Source organism: Enterobacter sichuanensis (genome assembly GCF_002939185.1).
Classification (GTDB): Bacteria; Pseudomonadota; Gammaproteobacteria; order Enterobacterales; family Enterobacteriaceae; genus Enterobacter; species Enterobacter sichuanensis.
In genome coordinates, this window is sequence record NZ_POVL01000002.1 from 128,483 (window position 1) to 147,814 (window position 19,332).

General features: G+C 55.6%; 15 protein-coding genes. 7 read left to right on the forward strand and 8 right to left on the reverse strand.

What is annotated here, in order from left to right; all coding sequences use genetic code 11:
* Positions 1 to 74 precede the first annotated feature (74 nt).
* Complete coding sequence (locus C5687_RS01710) at positions 75 to 566, reverse strand: REP-associated tyrosine transposase (RefSeq protein ID WP_047958291.1); 492 nt, start codon at positions 564 to 566, stop codon at positions 75 to 77.
* A gap of 68 nt (positions 567 to 634) precedes the next feature.
* Positions 635 to 1,858 carry a peptidase T gene (pepT, locus tag C5687_RS01715; protein WP_104556301.1) on the reverse strand — a complete coding sequence of 408 codons (1,224 nt, stop codon included), beginning with the start codon at positions 1,856 to 1,858 and terminating at the stop codon, positions 635 to 637.
* A 237-nt stretch (positions 1,859 to 2,095) separates the two neighbouring features.
* On the opposite strand from pepT, the gene potA reads away from it, so the two are divergent.
* Genes potA through potD form a run of 4 tightly spaced genes read left to right on the forward strand, consistent with a single transcriptional unit; the run spans position 2,096 to position 5,904 of the window.
* The gene (potA, locus tag C5687_RS01720; RefSeq protein WP_176472173.1) at positions 2,096 to 3,244 is read left to right on the forward strand and encodes a spermidine/putrescine ABC transporter ATP-binding protein PotA; all 1,149 of its coding nucleotides are present in this window, start codon (positions 2,096 to 2,098) and stop codon (positions 3,242 to 3,244) included.
* On the forward strand, positions 3,228 to 4,085 hold the full coding sequence (gene potB / locus C5687_RS01725; RefSeq protein ID WP_045284977.1) for a spermidine/putrescine ABC transporter permease PotB: 858 nt from the start codon (positions 3,228 to 3,230) through the stop codon (positions 4,083 to 4,085). Before potA ends, potB begins: the two co-directional genes overlap by 17 nt.
* Positions 4,082 to 4,873 (forward strand): spermidine/putrescine ABC transporter permease PotC, encoded by a 792-nt coding sequence (potC, locus tag C5687_RS01730; protein WP_008500765.1) that lies wholly within the window; start codon positions 4,082 to 4,084, stop codon positions 4,871 to 4,873. The genes potB and potC overlap by 4 nt, the downstream gene beginning before the upstream one ends.
* On the forward strand, positions 4,870 to 5,904 hold the full coding sequence (potD, locus tag C5687_RS01735; protein WP_104556302.1) for a spermidine/putrescine ABC transporter substrate-binding protein PotD: 1,035 nt from the start codon (positions 4,870 to 4,872) through the stop codon (positions 5,902 to 5,904). The genes potC and potD overlap by 4 nt, the downstream gene beginning before the upstream one ends.
* A 46-nt stretch (positions 5,905 to 5,950) precedes the next feature.
* On the opposite strand, the gene C5687_RS01740 is transcribed toward potD, so the two are convergent.
* Complete coding sequence (locus C5687_RS01740; RefSeq protein ID WP_104556303.1) at positions 5,951 to 7,180, reverse strand: EAL and HDOD domain-containing protein; 1,230 nt, start codon at positions 7,178 to 7,180, stop codon at positions 5,951 to 5,953.
* A gap of 237 nt (positions 7,181 to 7,417) precedes the next feature.
* Here C5687_RS01740 and C5687_RS01745 point away from each other — a divergent pair, with 237 nt between their 5' ends.
* Positions 7,418 to 9,349, forward strand: coding sequence for a methyl-accepting chemotaxis protein (locus C5687_RS01745; RefSeq protein ID WP_104556304.1), 1,932 nt, complete (start codon positions 7,418 to 7,420; stop codon positions 9,347 to 9,349).
* 45 nt (positions 9,350 to 9,394) lie between these two features.
* Here C5687_RS01745 and cobB read toward each other — a convergent pair whose 3' ends face one another.
* Genes cobB through lolC form a run of 5 tightly spaced genes read right to left on the reverse strand, consistent with a single transcriptional unit; the run spans position 9,395 to position 14,333 of the window.
* Entirely contained in the window at positions 9,395 to 10,216 is an 822-nt protein-coding gene (gene cobB, locus C5687_RS01750; protein ID WP_047958285.1) for a Sir2 family NAD+-dependent deacetylase, read from the reverse strand.
* Between the two features lie 14 nt (positions 10,217 to 10,230).
* Positions 10,231 to 11,142, reverse strand: a complete 912-nt coding sequence (gene nagK / locus C5687_RS01755) for an N-acetylglucosamine kinase (RefSeq protein WP_059385721.1) — start codon at positions 11,140 to 11,142, stop codon at positions 10,231 to 10,233.
* 53 nt (positions 11,143 to 11,195) lie between these two features.
* Positions 11,196 to 12,440: a lipoprotein-releasing ABC transporter permease subunit LolE gene (gene lolE / locus C5687_RS01760; RefSeq protein ID WP_045284983.1), complete on the reverse strand. Its 1,245-nt coding sequence runs from the start codon at positions 12,438 to 12,440 to the stop codon at positions 11,196 to 11,198.
* Positions 12,440 to 13,141: a lipoprotein-releasing ABC transporter ATP-binding protein LolD gene (lolD, locus tag C5687_RS01765; protein ID WP_094918920.1), complete on the reverse strand. Its 702-nt coding sequence runs from the start codon at positions 13,139 to 13,141 to the stop codon at positions 12,440 to 12,442. Before lolD ends, lolE begins: the two co-directional genes overlap by 1 nt.
* On the reverse strand, positions 13,134 to 14,333 hold the full coding sequence (gene lolC / locus C5687_RS01770; RefSeq protein WP_047958282.1) for a lipoprotein-releasing ABC transporter permease subunit LolC: 1,200 nt from the start codon (positions 14,331 to 14,333) through the stop codon (positions 13,134 to 13,136). Before lolC ends, lolD begins: the two co-directional genes overlap by 8 nt.
* A gap of 256 nt (positions 14,334 to 14,589) precedes the next feature.
* On the opposite strand from lolC, the gene C5687_RS01775 reads away from it, so the two are divergent.
* Both C5687_RS01775 and mfd read left to right on the forward strand, forming a co-directional pair.
* Positions 14,590 to 15,663, forward strand: coding sequence for an acyltransferase family protein (locus tag C5687_RS01775; RefSeq protein ID WP_104556305.1), 1,074 nt, complete (start codon positions 14,590 to 14,592; stop codon positions 15,661 to 15,663).
* 149 nt (positions 15,664 to 15,812) lie between these two features.
* On the forward strand, positions 15,813 to 19,259 hold the full coding sequence (gene mfd / locus C5687_RS01780) for a transcription-repair coupling factor (RefSeq protein WP_104556306.1): 3,447 nt from the start codon (positions 15,813 to 15,815) through the stop codon (positions 19,257 to 19,259).
* Positions 19,260 to 19,332: the final 73 nt, after the last annotated feature.

Sequence of the window (19,332 nt, forward strand, 5' to 3'; positions counted from 1 at the left end):
GGTGGCGCTTCGCTTACCGGGCCTACGATCGTGGGTTTTGTAGGCCGGGTAAGGCGCAGCCGCCACCCGGCTTTTTACTTCCGCTCCCCCGCCGCAAAATCCTCGATCTCTCCCGCCCAATTCACCGGATACACGCCTTCCCGAAGGTCACGATGAAATGTTGAATACGGCCAGTCACTGCCCTTACTGACATAACCGTGTTTTACAGGATTGATGTAGATGTAATCCACATGCCGCCGGTAGTCCTCTTCGTTACGAATGGTGTGCTCCCAGAAGCGTGGCTGCCAGATGTGGCGCGTGTCGATGATGCGGCTAAAAGTCTTTTTGATGTCGCGCCAGCGGGCGGAAAAATCACTGTCTCCTTCCGGTAGGGTCCAGATACAGTGCATATGTTCAGGCAAAATAACCCAGGCGTTTATGGTGAAGGGCTTCGCACGTTTAACCATTGAGGTGGCGGAACGCAGGCTATCGATATGGTGGGTAAGCAAATCGCTCTGACGATTTTGCAGGTTGACGGTGAAAAACCAGGTGCCTCCGGGGACGTAATGGCGACGATAGTTTGACATGGGCACTCCTTTGCCTCAATGCCGGGTGGCGGCTTCGCCTTACCCGGCCTACATTTAGCAAAACGCGACTACCGCTTCGCGGTTAACTCCGCAATCCGCACAATCACCTTCACCGCTTTTTCCATCCCTTCCAGGGTGACGAACTCATGTTTACCGTGATAGTTGTAGCCACCGGTAAACAGGTTCGGGCACGGCAGTCCCATAAACGACAACTGAGAACCGTCGGTACCGCCACGAATCGGTTTTAATACCGGTTCAATATCGCAGTCGCGCATGGCCTGCTGGGCAATATCAAGAATATGCGGATGGGCCATCACCTTCTCACGCATATTGTAATAACTGTCTTCGATAATAAGCTCGATATAGCAGTCAGGGTGTAAGCCCTTCCCGACCTTTTTGGCGATCTCCATCATCTTGCGCTTGCGCGCCTCAAAGGCTTTGCGATCAAAATCGCGGATGATGTAGTGCATCTGGGCGCTGTCCACGGTGCCTTTGATGCTGGTCAGGTGATAGAACCCTTCATACCCTTCCGTCTGTTCAGGGCTCTCTTCCGCCGGGACTTCCGCATGAATTCTGGAGGCCAGCGATAGCGCGTTCACCATGACGCCTTTCGCCGAACCGGGGTGAACATTGTTGCCGACAATTTTGATCGTCACGGACGCGGCGTTGAAGTTTTCATACTCCAGTTCACCAACGCCGCCGCCATCGACGGTATACGCCCACTGCGCGTTGAAGGCTTCCACGTCGAAATGTTTTGCGCCTTTACCGACCTCTTCGTCCGGCGTAAAAGCCACCCGGATATCACCGTGGGGGATGTTTTTTTCCTTCAGTACCGCCAGCGCCGTCATGATTTCCGCAATACCGGCCTTGTCATCCGCCCCCAGCAGCGTTTTCCCGTCGGTGGTGATCAGCGTCTGACCCAGCAGCTGGTGCAGCACCGGGAACATCACCGGGGAAAGTACCTCGTCACCGATCCCCAGCGCAATGTCGCCGCCACGGTAGTTTTCAACAATCTGCGGGTTCACATGTTTACCGCTAAAGTCCGGAGAGGTGTCGACATGGGAGATAAAGCCAATCGCGGGAATGTCACCCGGGACATTCGCCGGCAGCGTTGCCATCACAGTGCCTTTTTCGCTTAACGTGACGTTGACCAGCCCCATGGCGTCAAGCTGCTCTTTAAGCAGGTTTAATAGCTTCCACTGGCCTTCGGTGCTCGGCACCTGGCGGACACCCGGTTTAGATTGGGTATCCAGCGAAACGTACTGTAAAAAACGCTCAAGTAATTTATCCATGCAGTCACCCTCACTTTTTGTGACAACATTATCAATAAGCATCAAAACGCAAATATTGCGTCAGGTCACTTTTATCCCGCAAACGAGAATATTTTCCGTTTATATCGTTACACGTCAGTAAATGTAGCTTATGAATCAGTGACAAGGATTGGCGATTGCTGGGGATTGCCGTAGAATGTCCGCCCTCATTACGAGTCACCAAGGTGGTTACACACAAACCCCGCTTCAGTCTGCTGCCTGAGGCGTCTATATGGGACAGCGCAAAAATTGAATACACAATCCCGTTCACGTGCGCCGCTGGTGCAACTGGAACGAATTCGTAAAAGTTTTGATGGTAAAGACGTTATTTCCGACCTCAATCTCACCATCAATGACGGTGAGTTTCTTACGCTGCTTGGCCCCTCTGGCTGCGGCAAAACCACCGTACTGCGCCTTATCGCCGGGCTGGAAAGCGTCGATAACGGTCAAATCCTTCTTGAAAACCAGGATATTACGCGGGTTCCCGCCGAAGATCGTCACGTCAACACGGTCTTTCAAAGCTATGCCCTGTTCCCGCACATGACGGTGTTTGAGAACGTGGCGTTTGGCCTGCGGATGCAAAAAACCCCGGCAAACGAGATAGAACCGCGCGTCACCGACGCCCTGCGCATGGTGCAGCTTGAGACGTTTGCTAAGCGTAAACCGCATCAGCTTTCCGGTGGTCAGCAGCAGCGTGTGGCCATCGCCCGCGCCGTGGTCAATAAACCTCGCCTGCTTCTGCTGGATGAGTCCCTCTCGGCGCTGGATTACAAACTGCGCAAGCAGATGCAGAACGAACTTAAGGCCCTGCAGCGTAAGCTCGGCATTACCTTTGTCTTCGTCACTCACGACCAGGAAGAGGCCCTGACCATGTCCGACCGTATCGTGGTGATGCGTGACGGCAAAATCGAGCAGGACGGCACGCCGCGTGAAATTTACGAAGAGCCGAAGAACCTGTTTGTCGCAAGCTTCATTGGTGAGATCAATATCTTTAACGCCACGGTGATTGAACGTCTGGATGACCAGCGTGTGCGGGCCAGCGTTGAAGGTCGCGAGTGCAACATCACCGTAAATTTCCCCGTCGAAAAGGGGCAAAAGCTCAACGTTCTGCTGCGCCCGGAAGATCTGCGCGTTGACGAAATTCACGGCAACACCGAGGCCGAAGGGCTCATCGGCTATATCCGCGAACGCAACTACAAAGGGATGACGCTGGAATCCGTCGTTGAACTGGAGAACGGCAAAATGGTGATGGTCAGTGAGTTCTTTAACGAGGACGACCCGGACTTCGACCACTCTCTCGACCAGAAAATGGTTATCAACTGGGTAGAAAGCTGGGAGGTTGTGCTGGCTGATGAAGAACACAAGTAAGTTCCAGAATGTGGTGATTGCCACGATCGTCGGTTGGCTTGTGTTGTTTGTCTTTTTACCCAACCTGATGATCATCGCCACCAGCTTCCTGACCCGCGATGACGCTAGCTTCGTGTCGCTGGTCTTTACGCTGGACAACTACGCGCGCCTGCTCGATCCGCTCTATTTTGACGTGCTGCTGCACTCGCTCAATATGGCGCTAATCGCCACGATTGCCTGCCTGGTGCTGGGTTATCCTTTCGCATGGTTCCTCGCGGGTCTGCCGCAAAAGGTGCGCCCGCTGCTGCTGTTTTTACTGATTGTGCCGTTCTGGACCAACTCACTCATTCGCATCTATGGGTTGAAAATTTTCCTCAGTACCAAAGGCTATCTCAACGCGTTTCTGCTGTGGCTGGGGGTAATCGATACCCCGATCCGCATCATGTTTACGCCTGGCGCGGTCATTATCGGTCTGGTCTATATCCTGCTGCCGTTTATGGTGATGCCGCTCTACTCCAGTATTGAGAAGCTGGATAAACCGCTGCTGGAAGCGGCAAAAGATCTGGGGGCGAATAAGCTGCAGACTTTTATCCGCATTATCATCCCGCTGACGATGCCTGGTATTATCGCGGGTTGTCTGCTGGTGATGCTTCCGGCGATGGGGCTTTTCTACGTGTCTGACCTGATGGGCGGCGCGAAAAACCTGCTGATTGGTAATGTCATCAAGAGCCAGTTCCTGAACATTCGCGACTGGCCGTTCGGCTCCGCCACCAGCATAACGCTAACAGTGGTGATGGGTCTGATGCTGCTGGTCTACTGGCGCGCTTCACGACTGCTGAACAAGAAGGTGGAACTCGAATGATCGGTCGACTGCTTCGCGGCGGTTTTATGACCGCCATTTATGCATACCTGTATATCCCGATTATCATTTTGATCGTGAACTCCTTTAACAGCTCGCGTTTTGGTATCAACTGGCAGGGCTTTACCACCGACTGGTACAGCCTGCTGATGAATAACGACAGCCTGCTGCAGGCCGCGCAGCACTCGCTGACGATGGCGATCTTCTCCGCCACCTTCGCCACGCTGATTGGTTCGCTCACCGCCGTGGCGTTGTATCGCTACCGATTCCGCGGAAAACCGTTCGTTAGCGGTATGCTGTTTGTGGTGATGATGTCCCCGGACATCGTGATGGCGATTTCGCTGCTGGTGCTGTTTATGCTGCTCGGCGTTCAGCTTGGCTTCTGGTCACTGCTGTTTTCCCATATCACCTTCTGCCTGCCGTTTGTGGTGGTGACGGTCTTTGCACGCCTGAAAGGGTTCGACGTGCGTATGCTGGAGGCGGCGAAGGATCTGGGTGCCAGCGAGATGACTATCCTGCGCAAAATCATCCTGCCGCTGGCGATGCCCGCTGTTGCCGCGGGATGGCTGCTTAGCTTTACCCTGTCGATGGATGACGTGGTGGTCTCCTCCTTCGTGACCGGGCCGAGCTATGAAATTCTGCCGTTGAAAATTTATTCGATGGTGAAAGTCGGCGTTTCACCTGAGGTGAACGCGCTGGCGACCATTCTGCTGGTGTTTTCGCTGGTTCTGGTGATCGCCAGCCAGGTTATTGCTCGTGATAAAACAAAATCTCAGGGGACAATGAAATGAAAAAAATGCTCGCCGCTGCGGCGCTGGTGCTTGGCATGGGTGCCGCGCACGCTGATGACAGCAAAACGCTCTACTTCTATAACTGGACCGAGTATGTGCCGCCGGGACTGCTGGAGCAGTTTACGAAGGAGACGGGCATCAAGGTTATCTACTCGACCTATGAGTCGAATGAAACCATGTACGCCAAGCTGAAAACCTACAAAGACGGGGCGTACGATCTGGTCGTGCCTTCCACCTACTTTGTCGACAAAATGCGCAAAGAGGGCATGATTCAGAAGATCGATAAAACAAAGCTGACCAATTTTTCAAATCTCGATCCGGAGATGCTTAACAAACCGTTTGATCCCAATAACGACTACTCTATTCCGTATATCTGGGGTGCGACCGCGATTGGCGTGAACAGCGATGCCGTCGATCCGAAAACAGTGACAAGCTGGGCCGATCTGTGGAAACCAGAATACAAAGGCAGTCTGTTGTTAACCGACGATGCGCGCGAAGTGTTCCAGGTGGCGCTGCGCAAGCTGGGCTATTCAGGCAACACGACGGATCCGAAAGAGATCGAAGCGGCGTATAACGAGCTGAAAAAGCTGATGCCTAACGTGGCGGCATTCAACTCTGATAACCCGGCAAATCCGTATATGGAAGGCGAAGTGAATCTGGGGATGGTCTGGAACGGCTCTGCCTTTGTCGCCCGTCAGGCCGGCACGCCGCTTGAGGTGGTCTGGCCGAAGGAAGGCGGGATCTTCTGGATGGATAGCCTCGCTATCCCGGCCAATGCGAAAAACGTGGACGGTGCGATAAAACTTATTAACTTCCTGCTGCGTCCGGACGTGGCGAAACAGGTTGCTGAGACGATTGGCTACCCAACACCCAACCTGGCTGCGCGCAAGCTGCTTAAGCCTGAGGTGGCGAACGATAAATCGCTTTATCCGGATGCCCAGACCATCAGCAAAGGGGAGTGGCAGAATGATGTCGGCGACGCCAGCCGTCTCTACGAAGAGTATTACCAGAAATTAAAAGCGGGCCGATAACGGTATCGCGTTCTTCCTCGCGCCGCCTGCACGGCGTGAGGAAGGATTAACTGACCGCATTCTCCCCTGCCCAGATGGTCGCTTTTCTCATCGCCTCAACCACCGCCTCATCCGACAAACCCAGCGCCTCACGGACCGTGGCCGCCTCCTCCCATTGTTGCTGTTCGTAGTAACGGCAAAGCGTGACCATATCGGCTAGCTGTCCCTCCTGATGGCACAACGCATTGCTCACATTTTGCGGCACCGCAATTTGCTTCATCAACTCTGCCATTGGCAGCTCAAGGAGGGTATCGAGCAGTGAAAACAGGCCGCACATAAACGCATTTTCAGCCAGCGTCGGCTCGTTCATCGTCTGTGCGATCAGTTCGCAGAACTTCCCGCGCATCATACTCAAGGGGTATAGCTCGCTGACGGTATCATTCCCTGCACTCGCCAGGACCACGACGGCAACAAACCGTCTTAGCTGGTTTTCACCGAGGTATCTCAGCACCTCACTCAGCGTCAACTTACTGAAATTACAGGCACCGATATGTTTAAATGCGGTGTGTTTCATGTAGCGCATGATTTTCCAGGAGAGCGTGAGGTCGGTTTTAATCAACGACTCGATAATGCGAAAATCAGGTTTATTGCGACCCACTTCCATTTGCAGACGGAAAATCGCCAGCTGATTTTGCGACAACCGTTTATATTTAATGACCTCCGGACGGCAGAAAAAATAACCCTGAAAAAGAGAAAAGCCCTCTTCCCTGTATTGTTTGAATTCCTCTTTAGTCTCAATTTTTTCAGCGAGATATTTAATATGTCCGGTCAGATGTTTACGCTCTTTCAGATACGTTTTAATTTGCGCTAAGGTGTAATTTCTGACATCGAATTTCAGGATGGAAATATAAGGTAAAAAAGCATCCCATTCAGCTGCAAGGGTGAAATCATCAAGCGCAAACTGATAACCTTGCGCGTTCATCTCCTTAACGGCTTGCAAGAGTTCCTCCCCCGGCACAGCATCCTCCAGGATCTCAATAACTACATGCTCTTTATCGAGCGCTTCACCACTGCGGTCAATGACCATGCGTGAAGGGAAATTGATAAACGACGTATGTGTCCCGGCGATGCGCTGAGATGGCACACATAAGAACTGGTCGGAAATCATTCTGGAGGTGGCATACTCCGCCGACACATCCGGAAAACGGTTTGTCATCCCGTCTCTGAAGAGCAGCTCATAGGCCACCGTTTTCATCTCAGGGTTAAAAATGGGTTGTCGCGCAATAAATCCGTACATATCCCATCCTCCTCTACAACTTAATATTTATTAGCATCCTCTTTCTACACGACTATAACGAGCATTATCGAGTGCTATTTTGATTTAATGCACAAAATAAAAGCATCCACACTAATTAACCGGGTTTAATATCCGGCAATTTAAATTAAATATACCCGGCGCTCTACAGAAAAAGGAGAAAATATCCGATAAGTCATATGTGCCTGCCCGACATGCACAACATTACGGGAGATGAGAATGAAAAACGCCATGGTCCGAAAACAAAAAATAAGCGTCAAGACGTTGATGCTATTGTCCATTTTCCTTACCGTGACGGTGGGCTTTACGGCAACGATCGGGTTTATGATGTGGCAGTGGATGGCACAGCAGGAAATTCTGGCCAAAAAACATATCCGTCAAATCGCCGAGGTACAGTCTTTGCAGGTTGGTAAACAGCTGGACGCCGCCCTGGCTGCCGCCCGGGACATGGGCAACAGCGCCCTGGCACTGCACGATGCGGGGATAGCCGATCGCCAGAGTCTCAACCAGTTGCTTATCCATTACCTCTCAGCTCATCCCCAGTTTCTCTCTATGTCGATGGCCTTTGAGCCCAACGCGTTCGACGATAAAGACACGACATTTGCCGGTCAAAGCGGTGAAGATCCTGCCGGGCGCTACGCCCGCTATGTCGACCGCGACGCCACCGGCAAACCGGCATTGCACCTGCTGACGGATTTCGAAACGCCCGGCAGTGGGGATTACTATCTGCTGCCGAAGCAACGGCATAAAGACGTGATCATCGAGCCCTATATTTACCCCTACAACGGCGTAGACGTGATGCTCACCTCAATTGCCGCGCCCATCATGCGTGACGGTCAGTTCCTGGGTTCGGTCACCTCTGACTTCTCCCTTGCCACCCTGCAAGCCATGATTGGGTCGATTAAACCGTGGAATGGCACCGGCTACGCCCTGCTCCTTTCAGCAGGTAACAACGTGGTGTCCAGCCCGGACAAACGTGCTGCAGGCAAGCCTTACGCGGGCAAAATTGCCGGTCATGAGGTTATCCGGATAAACGATCCGCTGCTGAAGGAGGAGGTGTTTATCACCTGGCAGTCGATCGCCGTTGGTAACAGCCAGACGCCATGGAAACTCGCCATTGTCACGCCGGTCAGCGAAGTGATGGCCGAAGCGCGCGCATTTTTACTGAAAGCCATCGTCCTGATGGTGTTAAGCATCGTTGCGGTTAGCCTGGTGATGGCCCAAATCTTTACCCGTAAAGTTGACCGCCCGGTGGGGGGTGAACCTTCGGAGGCGGCCGGGATCGCCCTGGCCGTCGCCCGCGGGGATCTGAATAACACTATCCCGGTGCGTTCCGGGGATACCGAAAGTATTTTTTACGCCCTGCATACCATGCAGATGCAGCTCAAGCGCATCGTCAACAATATCAGCGAAGCCAGCCATTCCGTACACGGTGGCACCAGCGAAATTTCGGCGGGCAATCTTGACCTCGCCTCGCGTACCGAAGAGCAGGCAGCCGCAATTGTTGAAACGGCTGCCAGTATGGAAGAGATTTCGGTCACGGTGAAGAATAATGCGGACAATGCGCACAAGGCGACCACGCTGACCGATCGCGCCGCGACGCTCGCCGGACATGGCGAAACGCTGGTGAACGATGTGGTCGTAGTGATCGGGGAGATTGATGAGAGTGCACGTAAGATCGGTGAGATTAACCGCATCGTGGATGGTATCGCCTTCCAGACAAATATCCTGGCGCTGAATGCGGCCGTTGAAGCAGCACGGGCCGGCGAACAGGGACGCGGTTTTGCGGTGGTGGCAGGTGAAGTCCGCAATCTGGCTCAGCGAAGCGCTAACGCGGCAAAAGAGATCTCTCAGCTGATTGCCGAGTCCTCTGGTCGCGTCAGCAAAGGCGTCGCGCTGGTCAATGAAACCGGTGTGATGATGAAACAGGTGATTGAGGCGGTATCGCACGTGCATCTGGTCATCAACGATATTGTTCAGGCGCTGGACGAACAGAATCGGGGGATTAGCCAGGTCAGCACCGCCGTTAACCAGATGGACAGCACAACCCAGCAGAACGCCTCTCTGGTTCAGCAGATCTCTGCGGCGGCGCTGTCGCTGGATGAGCAGGCTAAATCGCTGGAGAAGACGCTGGCATTCTTTCATTCATAATAAATAAGGCACCCGCAGGGCGGGTGCCTTTTCGCACGATTGCCGTTACAGCCCTTTCAACAGCTTGTCGACAAACGCCGGGACGACGGCACTGGCCAGGCCGTAGTGCTTCTCTTCAAACTCGCTGCCCACCTGGCTTGGCTCAAGGTTGAGTTCTACCGTATGCGCACCGTGCAGTCGCGCTTCGTGAACGAATCCCGCCGCCGGATAAACATGACCGGATGTGCCGATGGCGATAAATACGTCGGCCATCGCCAGCGCGCTGTAGATCTCATCCATGCCCAGCGGCATCTCGCCAAACCAGACGACGTGCGGACGCAGGCGTGACGGGAACTGGCAGCAGTGGCATTTATCCTCTGGCAGCACGTCCTCTTTCCAGTCCAGCACCTGACCACTCCATGCGCAGCGAACTTTGAGCAGCTCACCGTGCATATGGATGATGTTCCTGTTACCGGCCCGCTCATGCAGGTTATCGATATTCTGCGTCACCAGCAGAAAACGATCGCCCAGCGCCTCCTCCAGCTTTGCCAGCGCCAGATGCGCCGCATTCGGGGCAATCTCTGGCTGGAGAAGCTGGCGACGGCGGGCGTTGTAAAACGCCTGCACAAGATCCGGATCGCGGGCAAAACCTTCCGGCGTGGCCACATCCTCCACGCGGTGCTCTTCCCACAACCCATCCGCCGCTCGGAAGGTTCGAATTCCTGACTCCGCGGAGATCCCCGCTCCGGTCAGCACCACCACTCTGGGTTTATCCATCGCTTCTGGCATTATTCTGTCTCTGAAAAAGATCCGCTGGCGCAAGCGCTCACGTAAGCGGCGTTTGTTTTTGCGAAAACGGCTGAGTCGACCCTGGCGACGCGACAGCATAGAAACCTCGTAAACTAATCGGTGAGATGAAGGAATGCGGCTCCGCGCATGCCTCCTGCGTCCCCATGTCGCGCACGTTCGATACGCGGCACGCGGGCAACCGGCAATAAATGTCGGGGCAAACGCCCGGACAACCGTTCCGTAATCGCGGTAAAGTTTGAAAGCCCTCCCCCAATCACCAGCAGATCCGGGTCGACGATGGTGAGAATATTTCCCAGACATACCGCCAGCAGATCCAGATAGCGCTCGACGTGCTCACGCGCCTGCGCATCCCCTTGCTCCCACAAGGTAATGATTTGAGGGGCCTCAAGTTTCTGATGATAGAAGTGTTCGTAAAGCCATGCAAACCCGCGACCTGACAGGTAGTTTTCAATACAGCCGTGCTGGCCGCAGCCGCAGCGGGTTAGCGGAAAATCACGGCCCACCACCTCCAGCGCATCCACCGGCAGGCGGATATGACCAAACTCGCCGGTGATGTAACTGCGGCCAGTGATGGGCTTCCCATTGATGACAATCCCCCCGCCAACGCCGGTACCGAGGATCAGCCCCATCACCAGCGGATAGCGACGGAATTCATCATCCCAGGCTTCAGAGAGCGCAAAGCAGTTGGCATCGTTGTCTAAACGCACGTCGCGTTCAAGAAGAGTGGAGAGATCGGCGCGCAGCGGTTTGCCGCTGGCAGCAGGCACATTGGCGGCATACAGCGTGCCGTCGTCGGTTTCGGGCATCCCCGGAATACCAATGCCAACGCTGCCTTTCACGCCAAAGCGTTTATCGGCCTGGGCCACCAGCGCGGCAATGGCGGTTAAAAATTCGTCGTAGCTGTCGCGCGGCGTGGGAACGCGGGTTTCCCACTGCAGTTTGAGGTCTTTATCAAATACGCCGAGCGCAATCTTGGTGCCGCCAATATCAAATCCGTAATACATAACGCATTCCTCTTTCAACCTGGCGGCCCGAAAGCCGCTAGATCATGACGAAATTACTGGCCACTTAATACCCTCGCCGGATCAATTCGGCTTGCGCGACGCGCCGGGTACCAGCTTGCCAGCAGACTCAGTAAAAGTGCTGTAACCAGCACGTAAAAAACGTCCAGCCAGTGCAGTTCAGACGGCAGGAAGTCAATAAAATAGATATCACCCGACAGGAACTGGTGACCAATCAGCTTTTCTATGCCATTGATAATTGGCGTCAGTTGCAGGGAAACCACTACGCCAATCACCACGCCGCACACGCTGCCGAGCAGCCCCGCCAGCAAACCGTACCAGACAAAAATGGCGCGAATAAGACCGTCTTTTGCCCCCAGGGTGCGCAGCACGGCAATGTCACCGCTCTTGTCTTTGACCGCCATCACCAGCGTCGAGACGATATTAAAGCACGCCACCCCAATCACCAGCACCATTGCCAGATACATGATGGCGCGGATCATCTGGATATCACGGTACATATAGCCGTACGTGCCGATCCAGCTCTTGATGTAGACATAGTTATTAGTCACGCTGCCCGCATCGCGCACCAGTTTGTTGGCGTTAAAGACGTCGTTAACCTTGATGGCAATGCCCGTCACGCTGTCGCCCATATCGAGATACTGGCGCGCATCCTCCATCGGTACCATTGCAAAGCTATGGTCAAGCTGACCGCTCAGCTGAAGAATACCGGTGACGTGCAGGCGCACGCGTTTAGGCTGCTGTAATTTATGATCCGCGCTGGCGTTCGGGATCATGATCGACACCCAGTCGCCCTGCTTCACCTTCAGGGCATCGGCAACGCCTTTACCCATAATGATCTGCTGCTCGCCAGCCTTGAAGTTGGCCCACGCGCCGTTCTGCACATAGTTCGGTAGCGCGCTAAGACGCGCTTCCTGAGCGGGATTCACCCCTTTCACCTGAATGGCGCGCAGGTTTACCCCGCTCTCCACCAGCCCGGTAAAGTTAATGTAGGGCGCAGCCGCGGCAATGCCCGGCACTTTTTCGACTTTGGTGAGCGCATCGTTCCAGTTTGTCCATGGCTGGTTAACCGGCTCGATCTCCCCGTGCGGCACGACCGCCAGAATTCGGTTATTCAACTCGCGCTCAAAGCCGTTCATGGCGCTCAGGCCCACAATCAGCACTGCCACGCCCAGCGCAATACCGATGGTCGAGATAACGGAGATCAGCGACACCATGCCGCCACGACGGCGACCGCGGCTAAAACGTAAACCGATGAGTAACGATAACGGTGACGCCATTACTCTGCTCCCATCAGGGTCAGTTCCGCGTTCAGATGGCCGTCGCGCATCTCAAGCTGACGTCCCATGCGTTTTGCCAGCTGCAGGTCATGGGTGACCACCAGAAACGCCGTGCCCTGCGAGGCGTTCAGCTCGCCGAGAAGCTGGAAAATACTGTCTGCATTACGCGCATCGAGGTTACCGGTAGGCTCATCCGCCAGCACCAGACGCGGGTTGTTCACCAGCGCACGGGCAATGGCCACACGCTGACGTTCACCGCCGGACAGCTCCGATGGACGGTGGTTACCGCGATGGCCCAGCCCTACCGCTTTCAGCATGTCGCTGGCACGGGCATTAATTTCAGCCGGTTTCTTTTTACCAATCAGCAGCGGCATCGCCACGTTTTCCAGCGCCGTGAAATCCGGCAGCAGGTGGTGGAACTGGTAGATAAAGCCCAGCTCGCGGTTACGCAGGTCCGCTTTCGCCGCGGAAGACATCTTGCTCATCGGCTGGCCGGAGAAAATCACGTCGCCGCTGGTCGGCGTGTCCAGCCCGCCCAGCAGATGTAATAAGGTACTTTTACCGGAGCCGGAGCTGCCGACAATCGCCATCATCTCGCCTTCACCCACGCTGAAGCTCACATTGTGCAGCACGTCAGTCTGCACAGTGCCTTCCTGATAGCGTTTGGACAGGTTGTCGCATTGCAACAGGATCTTATTCATAACGTAAAGCCTCAGCGGGTTGAGTGGCGGCAGCGCGCCAGGAAGGATAAAGCGTAGAAAGCAGCGCAATGGCCATCGCGGCCAGCGCAATACCGATCACCTGCAGCGGCTCGATAGCCACCGGCAGCGCCGCACCATCGAGCAATGCACCGATGATCGGCATTAAGTTATTTAGCTGACTGGCAAGCAGCGCACCCAGCACGGCACCGAGCAGCGCGCCGATGATCCCGGCGCTGGCACCCTGCACCATAAAGACCGCCATGATCTGACGCGGCGTGAGTCCCTGGGTTTGCAGAATGGCGACTTCGCCCTGCTTTTCCATCACCATCAGCCCCAGCGAGGTGATGATGTTAAAGGCAGCCACGGCCACGATCAGGCTCAGCAGCAGCCCCATCATGTTTTTTTCCATGCGCACGGCCTGGAACAGCTCGCCCTTGCGCTCGCGCCAGTCCTGCCATTTCGTGCCTTCCGGCAGCTTTTGCTGGCTGAGGGTATCGACTTTCAGTGGCGCGTCGAGCCACAGACGCCAGCCAGTGATATTCCCGGCCGGGTAGCGCATCAGGCGTGACGCGTCCTGGATGTTAACCAGCATCTGATAACCATCGACTTCACTGTTGGCCGCAAAGGTGCCAACCACGGTGAACAGGCGCTGGCTTGGCAGACGCCCCATCGGCGTAAACTGGCTGGCTGAAGGCACCATCACGCGCAGCTGGTCGCCGCGGTTGACGCCGAGCTGGCCAGCAAGCTGTTCACCGAGAATCACGTTGTATTTACCCGCTTGCAGATCGGTCTGCTTCACGTTAACCAGGTATGGCGTCAGCGGATCGTTTTGCGCCGGGTCAATCCCCAGCATCACGCCGACCGCCACGCTGCGGGCGCTTTGCAGCACCACGTCACCGGTCGTCAGTGGCGCAACGCGCGTGACACCCTGTAACTTCGCCGCGCTTTCCGGCAGCTGTTGTGGGTTAACCGAACCGTTAGTGGATGAGAGAACGGCCTGCGGCATCAGCCCCAGGATGTTGTTTTGCAGCTCGCGCTCAAAGCCATTCATGACGGAAAGCACCGTCACCAGTGCCATCACGCCAAGCGTAATGCCAATAGTCGAAAGCCAGGAGACAAAGCGACCGAAGCGGTCCGCGGCGCGCCCACGCATGTAGCGTAAGCCTATGAAGAGTGCGACAGGTTGATACATGAAGTCCGTCTGTTTGCTGATAGCAGACCCACGAGTATATAAGCGAATCCGTTAAGCGTAAATGACTGAAACCGTAAGCTTTGGTAATCATTTTTCCGAAAAATTCAGATAAATCAGGGTACTAATGGCTGAAACCGCACCTCGCAACCTCCACCTTTTCCGAAAAACCTCCTGATACAGACTGTTACCCATTACATCCCGGTTTCGTTTTTGAACAATTGCTCGTTCGTTTATGGCAATAAGGTAGTTGCGAACAATGAAGCAAAAAGCATTATGGATTAACCAGATAAAAGGGCTGTGTATCTGCCTGGTGGTTATCTATCATTCGGTCATCACGTTTTATCCGCACCTGAACGGGCTGCAACACCCGCTCTCCGGGCTTCTCGCCAAATGCTGGATCTACTTTAACCTTTATCTTGCACCGTTCCGTATGCCGGTCTTCTTCTTTATTTCCGGCTATCTGATTCGTCGTTATATTGACGAGGTGGACTGGCGGACCAGTCTCGACAAACGCATCTGGAGTATCGTCTGGGTGCTGGCCCTGTGGGGCATCCTGCAGTGGCAGGCGCTGAGCCACCTGAATGCCTGGCTGGCGCCGGAGCGTGAGCTTGCCACCTCATCGAACGCAGCCTACGCCGACTCGCTCTCCGGATTTGTGCTGGGGATGCTCACCGCCAGTACCAGCCTGTGGTATCTGTACGCCCTGGTGGTCTATTTCACGCTGTGTAAACTGCTCAGCCGCTGGAAGCTGCCGGTGCTTGGGCTGCTGGCGCTGGCGAGCATCGCGATTAACTTCCTGCCGCTGCCGTGGTGGGGGATGAACAGCGTGGTACGCAATATGGTCTACTACAGCCTCGGGGCGTGGTATGGCGCTGAGCTGATGGCATGGATGAAAAATCTAAGCCTGCGCCGCACCTGGCTGGCAACTGGCGCTTTCGCAGCTGTCTCCGTGGTACTGTGGTTTGCTAATGTTCCGCTGCTGCTCTCCTTGTTGTCGATTGTGCTGATCATGAAGCTGTTTTACAGCCTGGAGCAGCGCTATGCCGTTCAACCGAATAACCTGCTGAATGTGATTGGCTCTAACACCATTGCGATTTATACCACCCATCGCATCCTCATTGAGGCCTTCAGCCTGGTCCTGATTGGCGAAATGAATGCCGCATACTGGCCGGTCTGGGCAGAGCTTTCCCTGATCCTGGTCTACCCGTTTGCCAGCCTGCTTATCTGTACCCTGGCCGGGCTTGGGGTGCGTAAACTCTCTACCGCCCTGTTTGGGGACATTTTCTTCTCCCCACCCTCAACGCTCACGCTGTCACCAACCACCCGTTAATCCCCTTCACGCCCCCGTTTCGGGGGCGTACAGCCCCACCCTGCGCTTACGATTTGCTTATGTAAAACGATCGAGGATAATAAAGACATTGCGTATCAGTGATATGCCCCAATACTGTTGGTATATCCATAAGAGACTCTGACAAAGCCATGCCTGAACACTATCGTTATTCCTTACCTGTCAAAGCGGGCGACCAGCGCCAGCTGGGTGAACTCACGGGCGCGGCGTGCGCCACGCTGGTGGCAGAAATTGCTGAGCGCCATCCTGGCCCGGTGATCCTGGTTGCCCCGGATATGCAAAACGCCCTGCGCCTGCACGACGAAATTCGCCAGTTCACCGATAACCTGGTGTTCAGCCTGGCCGACTGGGAAACGCTGCCGTATGACAGCTTCTCTCCGCATCAGGAGATCATCTCCTCGCGCCTGTCGACGCTCTATCAGCTGCCGACCATGCAGCGCGGTGTGCTGATTGTGCCGGTGAACACCCTGATGCAGCGCGTCTGCCCGCACAGCTATCTGCATGGTCATGCGCTGGTGATGAAAAAAGGCCAGCGCCTGTCCCGTGATGCCCTGCGCGCGCAGCTTGACGGCGCCGGTTATCGCCACGTCGATCAGGTGATGGAGCACGGGGAATACGCGACCCGCGGCGCGTTGCTTGATCTGTATCCGATGGGCAGCGACCAGCCGTATCGTCTCGACTTCTTCGATGATGAAATCGACAGTCTGCGGGTATTCGACGCCGACACCCAGCGCACGCTGGAGGAGGTCGAGTCCATTAATTTATTGCCCGCGCATGAGTTCCCGACGGACAAAACCGCCATCGAACTGTTCCGTAGCCAGTGGCGCGATAAATTCGAGGTGAAGCGTGACGCCGAACACATTTACCAGCAGGTCAGCAAAGGCACGTTGCCTGCCGGCATCGAATACTGGCAGCCGCTGTTCTTTAACGAGCCGCTGCCGTCCCTGTTCAGTTACTTCCCGGCGAACACGCTGATTGTGAACACCGGTGATATCGATGCCAGCGCCAGCCGCTTTGAAAGCGAAACCCGCGCCCGCTTTGAAAACCGCGGCGTTGACCCGATGCGCCCGCTGCTGCCACCGGAAGCGCTGTGGCTGCGTACCGATGAGCTCAACGCCGAGCTGAAGCGCTGGCCGCGAGTGCAGCTAAAGACCGACTCGCTTGCCGATAAGGCCGCCAACACCAACCTCGCCATCCAGGCGCTGCCGGATCTGGCCGTTCAGGCCCAGCAGAAATCTCCGCTGGAAAATCTGCGCAAGTTCCTGGAATCCTTTACCGGCCCGGTGGTGTTCTCCGTTGAGAGTGAGGGCCGCCGTGAAGCACTCGGTGAACTGCTGGGGCGCATTAAAGTGGCGCCGAAGCGCATCCTGCGTCTGAGCGACGCGACCGGAAATGGTCGTTACCTGATGATCGGCGCCGCCGAGCATGGGTTTATTGATACGCTCAACAACCTGGCACTGATTTGCGAAAGCGACCTGCTGGGCGAACGCGTCGCGCGGCGCCGCCAGGACAGCCGTCGTACCATCAATCCGGACACGCTGATCCGCAACCTGGCCGAGCTGCATCCGGGCCAGCCGATTGTTCACCTTGAACACGGCGTGGGTCGTTACCAGGGAATGACGACGCTGGAAGCGGGCGGTATCAAAGGTGAATACCTGATGCTGACCTACGCTAACGACGCCAAACTGTATGTCCCGGTCTCTTCCCTGCATCTGATCAGCCGCTATGCGGGGGGCGCCGAGGAGAATGCGCCGCTGCATAAGCTGGGCGGTGACGCCTGGGCGCGCGCGCGCCAGAAAGCGGCGGAAAAAGTACGCGATGTGGCAGCCGAGTTGCTGGACATCTACGCGCAACGCGCGGCCAAAGAGGGCTTCGCCTTTAAGCATGATAAAGAGCAGTATCAGCTGTTCTGCGACAGTTTCCCGTTTGAAACCACGCCGGATCAGGCTCAGGCCATTAACGCCGTGCTGAGCGATATGTGTCAGCCGCTGGCAATGGATCGGCTGGTGTGCGGCGACGTCGGTTTCGGTAAAACCGAAGTGGCAATGCGTGCCGCCTTCCTTGCGGTCGAAAATAACAAGCAGGTGGCGGTACTGGTGCCAACCACCCTGCTTGCCCAACAGCACTTTGACAACTTCCGCGACCGCTTCGCCAACTGGCCGGTACGCATCGAGATGCTGTCGCGTTTTCGCAGTACCAAAGAGCAAACGCAAATTCTGGAACAGGCAAGCGAGGGTAAGATCGATATTCTGATTGGCACCCACAAGCTGCTGCAAAGCGACGTGAAGTGGAAAGATCTGGGGCTGCTGATTGTCGACGAAGAGCACCGCTTCGGGGTGCGTCATAAAGAGCGGATCAAGGCGATGCGCGCCGACGTCGATATCCTGACCCTGACCGCGACGCCTATTCCACGTACGCTCAATATGGCGATGAGCGGCATGCGCGATCTGTCGATTATCGCCACGCCGCCTGCGCGCCGTCTGGCGGTAAAAACCTTTGTCCGTGAGTACGATAATCTGGTGGTGCGTGAGGCCATTCTGCGTGAAGTGTTGCGCGGGGGGCAGGTCTACTACCTCTACAACGACGTGGAAAATATCCAGAAAGCGGCAGACCGGCTGGCGGAGCTGGTACCGGAAGCGCGCATTGCCATCGGTCACGGGCAAATGCGCGAGCGCGAGCTGGAGCGGGTGATGAACGACTTCCACCACCAGCGCTTTAACGTGCTGGTGTGTACCACCATCATTGAAACCGGGATCGACATTCCGACAGCAAACACGATTATTATCGAGCGCGCGGATCACTTCGGTCTGGCGCAGCTCCACCAGCTGCGCGGCCGCGTCGGACGTTCGCACCATCAGGCCTACGCCTGGCTGTTGACGCCGCACCCGAAAGCGATGACCACCGACGCGCAAAAGCGCCTGGAAGCCATCGCCTCGCTGGAAGACCTTGGGGCAGGCTTTGCGCTGGCCACGCACGATCTTGAGATCCGCGGTGCCGGTGAACTGCTGGGGGAAGACCAGAGCGGCTCCATGGAAACCATCGGCTTCTCACTCTATATGGAGCTGCTGGAGAACGCGGTTGATGCCCTGAAGGCCGGACGCGAACCGTCGCTGGAGGATCTCACCAGCCAGCAGACCGAGGTCGAGTTGCGTATGCCTTCTCTGCTGCCGGACGATTTCATTCCGGATGTGAATACGCGTCTGTCGTTCTATAAGCGCATCGCCAGTGCGAAGACGGAAAACGAGCTGGAAGAGATTAAGGTGGAACTGATTGACCGCTTTGGCCTGCTGCCCGATGCGGCGAGAAATCTGCTGGATATCGCGCGTCTGCGTCAACAGGCACAGAAGCTGGGCATTCGGAAGCTTGAAGGCAACGAAAAAGGCGGCGTGATTGAATTCGCCGAGAAGAACCACGTCAACCCGATGTGGCTGATCGGTCTGCTGCAAAAACAGCCGCAGCATTTCCGCCTGGATGGCCCGACACGTCTGAGATTTACCCAGGAGCTGACGGAGCGCAAAACCCGGATGGACTGGGTACGTAATTTTATGCGCCAGCTGGAAGAGAACGCGATCGCCTGACGCCCTTTCCCCCCGTTAGCGTCCTGTTGCGGGGGGGGGGGGGACAATTTACAAACTCTTTGCACTTCACCCG